Annotated in this window: 14 protein-coding genes; all 14 read left to right on the forward strand. The window is 44.1% G+C overall.

The window, feature by feature from the left end:
* The 14 genes from ACI882_RS16755 (at position 1) to ACI882_RS16820 (ending at position 11,119) form a co-directional block, all read left to right on the forward strand.
* Positions 1-966: a KpsF/GutQ family sugar-phosphate isomerase gene (locus tag ACI882_RS16755; protein WP_411744063.1), complete on the forward strand. Its 966-nt coding sequence runs from the start codon at positions 1-3 to the stop codon at positions 964-966.
* Positions 966-1,529 carry an LPS export ABC transporter periplasmic protein LptC gene (lptC, locus tag ACI882_RS16760; RefSeq protein WP_411744062.1) on the forward strand — a complete coding sequence of 188 codons (564 nt, stop codon included), beginning with the start codon at positions 966-968 and terminating at the stop codon, positions 1,527-1,529. The genes ACI882_RS16755 and lptC overlap by 1 nt, the downstream gene beginning before the upstream one ends.
* The gene (lptA, locus tag ACI882_RS16765; protein WP_411744061.1) at positions 1,519-2,043 is read left to right on the forward strand and encodes a lipopolysaccharide transport periplasmic protein LptA; all 525 of its coding nucleotides are present in this window, start codon (positions 1,519-1,521) and stop codon (positions 2,041-2,043) included. The genes lptC and lptA overlap by 11 nt, the downstream gene beginning before the upstream one ends.
* Positions 2,043-2,768: an LPS export ABC transporter ATP-binding protein gene (lptB, locus tag ACI882_RS16770; RefSeq protein ID WP_411744060.1), complete on the forward strand. Its 726-nt coding sequence runs from the start codon at positions 2,043-2,045 to the stop codon at positions 2,766-2,768. The genes lptA and lptB overlap by 1 nt, the downstream gene beginning before the upstream one ends.
* Before the next feature lie 117 nt (positions 2,769-2,885).
* Positions 2,886-4,379: an RNA polymerase factor sigma-54 gene (locus ACI882_RS16775; protein ID WP_411744059.1), complete on the forward strand. Its 1,494-nt coding sequence runs from the start codon at positions 2,886-2,888 to the stop codon at positions 4,377-4,379.
* A 154-nt stretch (positions 4,380-4,533) separates the two neighbouring features.
* Positions 4,534-4,833 carry a ribosome hibernation-promoting factor, HPF/YfiA family gene (hpf, locus tag ACI882_RS16780; protein ID WP_411744058.1) on the forward strand — a complete coding sequence of 100 codons (300 nt, stop codon included), beginning with the start codon at positions 4,534-4,536 and terminating at the stop codon, positions 4,831-4,833.
* 8 nt (positions 4,834-4,841) lie between these two features.
* Positions 4,842-5,291 carry a PTS sugar transporter subunit IIA gene (locus ACI882_RS16785; RefSeq protein ID WP_411744057.1) on the forward strand — a complete coding sequence of 150 codons (450 nt, stop codon included), beginning with the start codon at positions 4,842-4,844 and terminating at the stop codon, positions 5,289-5,291.
* Between the two features lie 30 nt (positions 5,292-5,321).
* Positions 5,322-6,191: an RNase adapter RapZ gene (rapZ, locus tag ACI882_RS16790; RefSeq protein WP_411744056.1), complete on the forward strand. Its 870-nt coding sequence runs from the start codon at positions 5,322-5,324 to the stop codon at positions 6,189-6,191.
* Positions 6,191-6,460, forward strand: coding sequence for an HPr family phosphocarrier protein (locus ACI882_RS16795; RefSeq protein ID WP_411744055.1), 270 nt, complete (start codon positions 6,191-6,193; stop codon positions 6,458-6,460). Before rapZ ends, ACI882_RS16795 begins: the two co-directional genes overlap by 1 nt.
* Positions 6,461-6,483: 23 nt before the next feature.
* Positions 6,484-7,842 (forward strand): magnesium transporter, encoded by a 1,359-nt coding sequence (mgtE, locus tag ACI882_RS16800; protein ID WP_411744054.1) that lies wholly within the window; start codon positions 6,484-6,486, stop codon positions 7,840-7,842.
* Between the two features lie 16 nt (positions 7,843-7,858).
* The gene (gene yjgA, locus ACI882_RS16805) at positions 7,859-8,386 is read left to right on the forward strand and encodes a ribosome biogenesis factor YjgA (RefSeq protein WP_411744053.1); all 528 of its coding nucleotides are present in this window, start codon (positions 7,859-7,861) and stop codon (positions 8,384-8,386) included.
* Between the two features lie 60 nt (positions 8,387-8,446).
* Complete coding sequence (locus ACI882_RS16810; protein WP_411744052.1) at positions 8,447-9,076, forward strand: sigma-70 family RNA polymerase sigma factor; 630 nt, start codon at positions 8,447-8,449, stop codon at positions 9,074-9,076.
* On the forward strand, positions 9,073-9,723 hold the full coding sequence (locus tag ACI882_RS16815) for a ChrR family anti-sigma-E factor (protein ID WP_411744051.1): 651 nt from the start codon (positions 9,073-9,075) through the stop codon (positions 9,721-9,723). The genes ACI882_RS16810 and ACI882_RS16815 overlap by 4 nt, the downstream gene beginning before the upstream one ends.
* Positions 9,724-9,820: 97 nt before the next feature.
* Complete coding sequence (locus tag ACI882_RS16820; protein ID WP_411744050.1) at positions 9,821-11,119, forward strand: Hsp70 family protein; 1,299 nt, start codon at positions 9,821-9,823, stop codon at positions 11,117-11,119.
* Positions 11,120-11,193 lie beyond the last annotated feature (74 nt).

The raw sequence follows: 11,193 nt of genomic DNA on the forward strand, positions 1-11,193 counted from the left end.
ATGAATAACTCTCAATATATAGCAAACGCCAAGCGCACCTTTGATATCGAAATCAGTGCATTACAAGACCTGGCTTCATCAATTGATGACAATTTTTCAACAGCATGTGAAATTATACTAAACTGTAAGGGCCGTGTAGTGGTTACCGGCATGGGCAAATCTGGCCATATTGGTAATAAAATAGCCGCCTCACTGGCGAGCACCGGTACTCCCGCCTTTTTTGTACACCCTGGCGAAGCCAGTCATGGCGATATGGGCATGGTCACTAAAGATGACGTTATGATTGCCTTGTCGAACTCGGGCGAAGTAACTGAAGTTGTCACTCTACTGCCGCTTATTAAGCGCTTAGGCATAAAACTAATCGGCTTATCGGGTAATAATGACAGTAGCCTTGCTCTGGCCTCAGATGCACACCTGTATTGCGGTGTAAAACAAGAAGCTTGCCCATTAAACCTAGCACCAACCGCTTCAACAACAGCGGCTTTAGTCATGGGCGATGCACTTACGGTTGCGCTTTTAGAAGCACGAGGCTTTACCGCAGAAGAATTTGCTTTTTCACACCCCGGTGGCAGCTTAGGGCGTAAACTGCTCCTTAAAGTTGCTGATATCATGCATAAAGGCGATGCAATTCCCGTTGTTGCGCCGAGTGAAATGACCAATAAAACACTCTTAGAAATGACCCGTAAAAGCCTCGGACTGGTGACCATACAAGAAAACGGCAAGCTAGTTGGCTTGTTCACAGATGGTGATTTACGCCGTGCAATCGATGCTGAAACAGATTTTAAAAGCACACCTATTGGCACAATTATGCACAAGTCTCCCGCGACCATTGGCCCTGAACTCCTTGCAGCGCAAGCCCTCTATCAAATGGAAACACGGAAGATTACCTCACTTATTGTAGTTGATGAGCAAAAAGTTGTCGGGGTTGTGCACATGCATGACATTTTACGCGCAGGCGTAGCTTAATGATTCAATCGCGGTCTTTTTTCCCAGTACTCATCGCTATTTTGGCCGCGATCCTCTACTTTTTTTTGAAGCCAGAAGAAGTTCAATATCTACCTGAGCAGAGCATCCAGCTTCCAGAAGACTCACCAGACGCATACATGACCGATGTGAACATTACCCGCTATAATGAACAAGGTATTGCAGTGCTGTACGCTCAAGGCGAATCTCTAGCCATGTACGAAAACCCTCAGCGCAGTCAGTTTAATCAGCCAACAATACATTTGGTTGAAAATGGCACACTTACTTGGAAAATAACCGCAAATACAGCCAATATCGACGAAAATGACATTATAGAATTCCACGAAAATGTCATTGCAACCCAATTGTCGGCTACTCCAGCATTGATCTTAGTGACTGAGTTTTTATCAATTAACAATGAACTCCAAACCATCGAAACTGATTTACCGGTACAACTTACACAAGGTAGTCAACGCGTCAATGCCATAGGAATGGACGCGCAAATGGATACAATGGGGTCTAATATTCATTTTCAATCTGAGGTTTCATTTGTCTATGATCTATAAATTACGCAACACCTGCTTAGCTTTAGTGCTTTTAACCTCGGCTACCGCTACTCTCGCTCTACCAGAAGATCGACAACTACCTATCACTGGCCGCTCGGATGAAAAAACCATTGAAACTGCGACGGGTCTTGTCACTTTATCTGGCAATGTATTTATAACTCAGGGCAACTTAGAGATTTTTGCAGATCACACAACGCTTGAAACCAATCAGACCACCAAACAACTTGAGCAGCTCATTGCCGACGGTACGCCTGCAAGGTTTGTCGACCTACCCAATTTAACCAGCAGTAAAGTTGAAGTATCTGGTTCAAAAATAGAATTCTACCCAAATAAAGACTTAATAATCACCACGGGTAATGCTGAAATAAGCCAAAACGGCAACATAGTTCATGGCGAACGCATAGAATACAATACCGTGACGGGTTTGATGAACATTCACTCTCAGCGCTCTGTCACTGGCAATCCAGAAGATGAACAGGCCGAGCTCATCATCATTCCCGGAGCACTCGATTAATGCCCATTTTAAGTGCCCAGAATTTAGCCAAAAGTTATAAAAAACGCCCCGTCGTAATCGATGTCAGCATTGAAGTCGAAGAAGCTCAAATTGTTGGCCTATTAGGACCGAACGGCGCAGGCAAGACAACGTGCTTTTACATGATGGTGGGGCTAGTTGCCGCAGATAAAGGCAAAGTAAGCATTAATGGTGAAGAAGTTACACATTTACCCATGCACGCTAGAGCCAGCAAAGGACTTGGCTATTTACCGCAGGAAGCGTCTATTTTTCGCAAACTGAGCGTTCAAGACAATATCTTGGCCATTTTACAGATGCGCAAGGACTTGAATAAACAGCAACAACATGAGCGGCTAGAGGGCTTGCTAGAAGAATTCAATGTCACACATATACGGGACAGCCTAGGTATGGCACTTTCTGGTGGTGAACGTCGCCGAGTTGAAATTGCCCGCGCTTTAGCAATGGAGCCTAAAATAATTCTGCTCGATGAACCCTTTGCAGGTGTCGACCCGATTTCCGTTGGTGACATCAAAGAGATTATCCATCACCTTCAAAAACGCGGTGTTGCCGTACTTATTACCGACCACAACGTTCGTGAAACTCTCGATATCTGTGAAAAAGCCTACATTGTTGGTAATGGTCACATTATCGCTGCTGGAACAGCCGAGGAAGTATTAAGCAATCAGACGGTTCGTGATGTATATTTAGGAGAGCAGTTTCGTTTATAAGAATAAACAGTATATTTAGGCGTTATAACAGGTTAATAATTTTAAATCGGTTATCATTAAGTAATAGACACTCCGGTTATGACAATTAGGTCACTAGAAAGTGAGTAGTAATTAAGTATGAAGACATCCTTACAACTTAAAATGAGTCAATCTTTGACCATGACGCCGCAACTTCAGCAGGCGATTAAGTTATTACAATTGTCCACTCTTGATTTGCAGCAAGAAATTCAAGAAGCACTTGATTCGAACCCAATGTTAGAAGTAAGTGAAGATATTACTTCAACCGAGGGCGAGCCGAATGATAAAAACAGCGCGAAAGAAGAAATGCTCAGCCCTGACGATACGGCTAACGAACCAACTAAAGAACTTGAAATTGCAGAAAACATTCCAGATGACCTTGGTGTAGATAGCTCATGGGATGATATTTATACGCATACGCCAACAAGCCATGGTGCGGGCAGCCCCGACGACGACTACAACTTAGAAAACGTACATGGCACGACAGACTCTTTGTTATCTCACTTACATTGGCAATTAAATTTAACGCCCATGTCTGATAAAGACAGAGTTATTGCCGAAGCAATTTTAGAAAGCACGAATGACGATGGTTATTTATCGAGCAAACTCGAAGATATTTTCGAAGGACTGATCGATGACCTATCAGAGGAGAACGATAAATTAGAGTTCGATGAAATCGAAGCTGTTTTGCACAGGCTCCAACAGTTTGACCCGCCTGGTGTTTGCGCAGCCGACTTAGCTGATTGTTTATCAATACAGCTAAAGCAACTGCCAAGTGAAACAGAACATCGCGATACTGCCATCAATATTGTCGAAAACCACATTAATTTATTAGGCAGTAAAGATTTTGCAGGCTTAATGCGAAAAGTAAAAATCAAAGAAAATGAATTACGTGACATTATCTTACTCATTCAAACGCTCAACCCTAAGCCGGGTAGCATGGTCGACTCAGGAAAGTCAGAATATGTCGTCCCTGATGTCATTGTAAGTAAAGATATTAAAAATAATCGATGGCGAGTCGAGCTAAATCCCGATATTGCGCCTAAGCTTAAAGTTAACTCATCTTATGCGTCGATGGTGAAACGAGCAGATAATTCATCTGACAACAATTACTTGAAAGATCACCTTGCCGAAGCTAGATGGTTTATTAAAAGCTTACAGAGCCGAAATGAAACATTGCTAAAGGTCGCCACAACAATAGTTGAATACCAACGTGGCTTCTTTGATTACGGTGAAGAAGCCATGAAACCACTTGTTTTGCACGATATTGCACAAGCGGTCGATATGCATGAATCCACTATTTCTCGAGTCACAACTCAGAAATATATGCACACCCCTCGGGGCATTTTTGAATTAAAATATTTCTTCAGCAGTCATGTTAGTACAGACTCTGGCGGAGAGTGTTCAAGCACAGCAATTAGAGCATTAATTAAAAAGCTCATTGCCGCCGAAAACACTCGAAAACCATTGAGCGATTCGAAAATAGCAACACTGCTCGGTGAACAAGGAATCAAGGTGGCACGACGCACAATTGCCAAATATCGTGAAGCATTGAGCATTCCACCGTCAAATGAACGTAAGAGTTTGACTTAAAACATAAATAGTTCAAATTCGACTTGAAGTTTTGCCAATCAAGGGCAATATTAATAGTAAGAAAACAAATTAGCTTTATGAACAACAGGTAGTTGTTCAACGTTGACCCACTCAAAGTAGAGTCGGTCTTTTATAACTGCAAGAGGAGCAGCCCATGCAAGTCAATATCAGCGGTCACCATGTTGAAGTCACTGAAGCCCTCCACGAGTTTGTCGATTCCCGTCTAGAAAAAATCAAGCGTCACTACGATCAAATTGGGAACGTACAAATTACGTTTACCGTTGAGAAGTTACGACAAAAAGCGGAAGCTTCTGTCAATATTAAAGGAGCCCAAATACATGCTGAAGCAGTTGACGAAGACCTATACACAGCCATTGACCAAATGACTGATAAACTCGACCGCCAGTTGTTAAAGCATAAAGAAAAAGCGGTTGCCCGAGCACACGGAAACTAACGTCCACTATGACATCTTTATCGCAAGTCTTAAGCACCGAACGAACCTTCATTGGTAACTTCGGTGCCAGTAAAAAAAAGGTGCTACAAACACTCGCTGAGCGAATTTCACCATCGCTTGGCGACGTGCAAGAACACGCACTTTTTGACCAACTTATTGCCCGAGAACGTTTAGGCAGTACCGGAATTGGTTCAGGCGTTGCAGTACCACATTGCCGCCTAGAAGGCATAGATAAACCTATTGCCGCATTAGTAAAGCTAGATACCCCGATTGACTTTGAAGCGATTGATCATAAGCCTGTAGATCTAATTTTTGTACTTATTGTCCCGCTTGATGCCACCGATGAGCATTTACAGCTTTTGGCTAATGTCGTCGAAAGAGTCAATAATTCTGCTACACTAAGTCAAATCAGAAGCTGTCAAACGGTCGAATCGCTATTTAGCACCTTTGTAGGCTAACTAAACTAATCTTATTTATCGAGGCTAAACATGACGACACAACCGTTCCGGCTGGTCATCATTAGTGGGCGATCAGGCTCAGGAAAATCAACCGTATTAAACACGCTTGAAGATGCTGGTTTCACTTGTATTGACAACCTTCCACCTCCTATGTTGCCAGAGCTCGTGCGTTGGATGGCCGCATCTGCCAGCAACCGTGAGGTTGCGGTGTGCATTGATGTGCGAGTGTCTTCAGAAGGCATTACTGAATTACCAGATATTTTGGCGAGCCTGCCAAATGCTATAAAAGCCGAAGTACTATTTTTAGATGCTGATGAATCTATATTATTACAACGGTTCTCTGCGACACGACGAAAACACCCGCTAACAAATGATCATCTTTCACTAGCCGAAGCCATTGACCATGAAGCTCAACTTTTGTCGTCAATCGCAAATCGTGCAGATTTAAAAATAGATACCAGCCTTTTATCGTTGCAAGAACTGCGCGAGCAGGTTAAAGAAAAACTCATCGCCAAACCTAAAGGCTTATCCTTGCAGTTTTTGAGTTTCGGTTTTAAGCATGGCATTCCAAAGGACGCCGATCTCGTATTTGATGTTCGCTGCTTACCAAACCCATTCTGGGATAAGAGCTTGCGCCAATACACCGGACGGGATCAACCGATTCAAGAGTTTCTACAAAAAGAAACATCGGTTAATGAAATGTTCGATGATATCGTTCGCTTCGTGACCCGATGGTTACCCGAATATGAAAACAATCAACGCAGCTATTTAACCGTAGCCATTGGTTGTACTGGCGGTCAGCACCGCAGTGTCTATTTAGTGGAGCAGCTTACCGCCACGTTTAAAGCGCAGCACCCGTCAACTCAAATACGACACCGAGACATGGGAAACGATCATTAGTGATAACTGAAAAAATAACCATTATTAATAAATTAGGGCTACACGCACGTGCGGCAGCAAAGTTAGTTGCCACAGCATCTCAATTTAGTTGCGAAGTCAAAATTCAAAAAGATTCTCGGCAAGCCGATGCAAAAAGCATTATGGCCGTCATGATGCTTGCAGCGGCAAAAGGTTCGGAATTAACCTTTACCGTTGATGGAAATGACGACCAAGCTGCATGGGAGGCAATTCAAACACTTATCAACAACCGTTTTGATGAGGAAGAATAATGCCCACCAACCAAGGACGATGAATGTCACACATTCCAGATCAGAATCATCTTGATACCTTACAAACGCGAATAATATTTGCGTTAGAATCTTCAAATATCGGAATCGCCGCAACGATATTACAAAACGAACTCTCTCCACCTGAAATCGCTCACATCCTCGAATCTAGTCCTCGTAAGGTCCGGCACCTACTTTGGGGTTTGATCAATGAAGAAGATCAGGGCGAAGTCTTAGTTCACTTAAACGAGGATATTCAGCAGCAATTCCTCGAAGACATGTCCGCAGAAGAGATTGTCGAAACCACTCAAGATATAGACAGCGACGACTTAGCGGACATCTTGCAGCAGATGCCCTCAGAAGCCTCTCATCGCGTCCTACAGCTCATGCCAAGAGACGAGCGCTCTCAGGTCGAAGGGTTGCTTGCTTACCCAGAAGATACCGCTGGCGGTCTCATGACCACAAACATGGTCACGATTCGCGGTGATGTCACCATAGAAGCTGTTCTACGCTATTTACGAAAAATACAGCTGCCTAAATCACTTGACGTACTTTGGGTAGTCGACCGCCGATTTCATTATCAAGGTTCGTTAGCGTTGACTGAGTTATTGCAAAGCAACTCTCAAGCAATTGTATCTTCGGTCATGGATACAACGATCAAAGCGATAGACGCCACCACCCACGAAGATAAAGTAGCCCAACTCTTTGAACGCGATGACCTCGTTTCAGCCCCGGTAGTAGATGAGGACGATATACTCATTGGCCGAATCACCATTGACGATGTTGTAGACGTGATACGGGACTCAGCCGATCACAACATGATGAGATTAGCGGGTTTAGATGAAGAATCAGACACCTTTGCACCCGTTGTCAGAAGCAGTAAACAACGTGCGGTATGGCTCGGTATTAACATGGCAACAGCCTTTGTGGCCGCTGCGGTAATGAGCCAATTCGAAGCTTCTATTGAAAAGATCGTTGCGTTAGCCGTACTAAGCCCTGTTGTCGCAAGCATGGGCGGTATTGCAGGTAGCCAAACACTCACCTTAGTCATCCGTGGAATGGCTACGGGGCACATATCAAAAGCTAACCTAAGCTGGATGGTCATGCGCGAATTAGGTGTCGGCATTATTAATGGAGCGCTCTGGGCCAGTGTTATTGGCGCCATCACAGTTCTTTGGTACGGGCAGCTATCACTGGCGTTAGTCATTGCCGCGGCCATACTTGTCAATATATGCGTTGCAGTCTTATCTGGTACCTTGCTGCCTTTTATTTTAAAATCCGCACGCATTGACCCTGCCTTGTCAGGAAGTGTTATTCTTACCACCTTAACCGACGTTTTCGGCTTTTTAACCTTTTTAGGGTTAGCCACGGTTTTTTTACTCTAAAGATAAAGGTTTTAACATGAGCGATTTTAACGACACTAATTACGAAGATGACGAAGATTGGGTGTCTAAATCCCAGGTGAAGCGGGACATGATCGCCCTTCAAGAAATAGGCGAGCAACTCATTGGCCTAAAAGCCGCTGAATTAGCCAAGTTTCCGTTGTCCCAAACAATGCTAGATGCAATAGATGAAAGCCGCCGCGTAAAAGGCCATGAAGGTATGCGACGGCATATGCAATACGTCGGCAAAGTCATGCGCAATGAAGATCTTGAAGGTATTCAGCGTGAATTCGATAAGCTCGACACCTCTTCTGAGCTTTTCTTACGCTTACAAAACCAGGCTGAGCGCTGGCGTGAACGACTTATCAAAACCAAAGAAGCTGAAAGTCAGTGGATTGAAGAAAACGAAGGCATCGAGATACAAGCCTTCCGCGCCATCGTACGTGGTGCTCGCAAAGAACAGCCAGATGACCCAAAGGCGCCTATCGTCGCGGGCAAAAACAGTAAAAAACTTCTCCAAATTATTCGCAAAAAACTATTCGCATAGGTGATCCAGTGCCCCAAACGGCTCGTATAAAGCAGCAAACCAACACAATGTGGACTCAATATGGGAACCGTTTTGCAATTTCAGTTGCGAACCGAAGTAAAGGTTTCTGAGGCAATGGATAAAGACCAAGAACGGCTTTACTTTGCCCAGATGCTCGAAAAGGTTGCTGAAAGTCAAGATCGATCTGCGTTTGAAGCTCTTTTTAAACACTTCGGACCATTGATAAAATCATTTGCAGTGTCGTCTAACCTACACTTCCAAGGCGATCACTTGCCTGAAGAGCTTGTGCAAGACGTTATGATGACTATTTGGCGCAAAGCTCCCCTATACGATGCAAAAAAAGCAGCTCCGTCTACCTGGATCTTTACTATTGCACGTAACCAACGCATTAATATTTTAAGAAAACTGAATAAATACCGCAGCGACCTTAATGCCGACGATGTCTGGGAATTAGAGTCAGAAGAAGACTTATTCAGTGATGTTCGCGTATCGCGCATTCAACAACAGGTAAATGAGCAGCTATATACATTGCCGGTAGATCAAAAACAGATAATCTCTAAAGTATTTTTAGAAGATAAGAGTCATCAACAGGTGGCAGACGAATTAGGCTTGCCGTTAGGCACCGTAAAAAGTCGAGTACGACTCGCCATGCAGAAACTCAAATTAACCTTGGGGGCAAATGAATTATGACACAATGGCACCCATCGAATGATCAACTCATCGAGTTTGCATCGGGAAGCATCTCTAGTGCACTGAGTATCGCGGTTGCAACCCATTTACATTATTGTAAAGCTTGCAAAGCGCAAGCTCGGCTTGCCGAATCTGCCGCCAGTGCATTGTTTGACCATCAAACACCACAAACAACGGTCAGCTTAGACTTTGATACGTTAATGTCTAAATTAGACAGCGAGCAGGTCGTTCAACAAGAGGCTCAGCCAGTAAAAGCTGAACCTAGACGCTTTCCTGCTGTGGTAGAAAAGCTCATCAACGGAGAAGTTGAAAACCTCAACTGGTCTTCACCGATGAAAAACTTACATACGACTCGCCTAATGCAAGACGAAAACAATATGATTGTTGGCTTGCACCACATGAATGCCGGCGGACGTGTACCACAGCATACACACAGAGGCAGTGAAATCAGCGTGGTCATTGAAGGCGGCTTTTCTGATGAACTAGGCACCTATGCCGCGGGTGATTTTGTTCACTTAGATGGCAAGCATAATCATTCACCATTAGCGCATGCCGATGCTGACTGCTGGTTACTCACCATAGTTGAGGCTCCAGTCAAGTTAACGGGCCCGTTCGGTTGGATAATCAACCCCTTCTTGAAAGCCTAACCGCTGTCAAATAGTTAGGGTTTATTGCGCACTACCACTTGCAATTTAACCCTAACCTTTTAGACTTTCGCGCCCTTTTCAGACGCGTCGGTGAATTATGTCTATTTGTGGCCTCGATTTTGGCACTTCAAACTCAACAGTTGGCGTTGAGCATCAGCAACAATCGCAAATGGTTCCACTGGAACATGATTCACACAGTGGCAAGTTTGAAACGACTTTACCCAGCGCACTCTTCTTTGATTTTGAAACCGATGACATCTACTTTGGCCGACAAGCCATAGAGCTTTACAGTCGTGGGGAGTTTGGCCGCTTAATGCGTTCCATGAAAAGCATTCTCGGCTCAAAAAATATGGATGAAGGCACGCAAATCAAACACAAGCGCTATGCCTTTAACGACATCATCGGCTTTTTTATGGCCAGCTTAAAGCAACGCGCCGAAGACTATACACAGCAGACTCTCGAATCAGTCGTCTTAGGTCGCCCTGTGCACTTTAACGATGATCACCCAGATTTAGACTTAGCGGCGCAAAACCGTATGGCCGACATTGCGCACTCCGTTGGCTTTAAACAGGTGTCATTTCAATTTGAACCCATCGCTGCTGCTTATGACTACGAGCAACAAGTTGATAAAGAAGAGCTCGCGCTGATTATTGATATAGGTGGCGGCACATCCGATTTTACCCTGATTAAATTATCCAAACAAAACCGCTTAAAGTCACAAAGAGATGATGACCTATTGGCTAATCACGGTATCCACATTGGCGGTACCGATTTTGACCGTCATTTAAGCATGGCAACGGTCATGCCACATTTTGGTTTAAACAGCTGCTACATCGACAAACCAACATTAAAAATGCCACGGCACTACTATGTAGACTTAGCAACGTGGCATCGAATTCACCTGTTGTACGAAGCGAATATACTTCGAGATATTTCCGAGCTTGCGCGCGAAAGCCAAGATAAAAAAGCGATGCTGCGTTTAGGGCAACTGCTCAAGAACAAACAAGGACACAGACTCGCGGCAAGTGTTGAACAAGCCAAAATCGAACTATCACAATACAATGAGACCAGCATAGATTTAAGCTATTTGCTTAGCTTAGAAAGCAATGGAAGCATCGAAGAACCGCTGCAAAGTGAAGTCAGCCAATTAGATTTAGCAAACTCGATTGAAAGCGATGTTAACAAGGTTTTTACCGCCATCGACGATACTTTAATCCAAGCTGGTTTAAAGGCATCACAAATTGATACGCTGTTTACAACCGGCGGCTCTACCGCACTTCCTTCCGTTAAGAAACTTATTTCTCAGAAGTTCAGCCATGCAAAGTGGGTCAGTGGCGACTTGTTTAATAGTGTGGGTAAGGGGTTGTTACTGGATGCACAACGGCGCTACAGTTAAAGACCCCTAAGCTTTAGACGAAACCTTATCCAGCACTTCAAACAACGAATAGTAAGTCAGTCCACTGTGCTTAC

It is taken from the genome of Reinekea sp. (genome assembly GCF_046710285.1).
Lineage (GTDB): Bacteria > Pseudomonadota > Gammaproteobacteria > Pseudomonadales > Natronospirillaceae > Reinekea.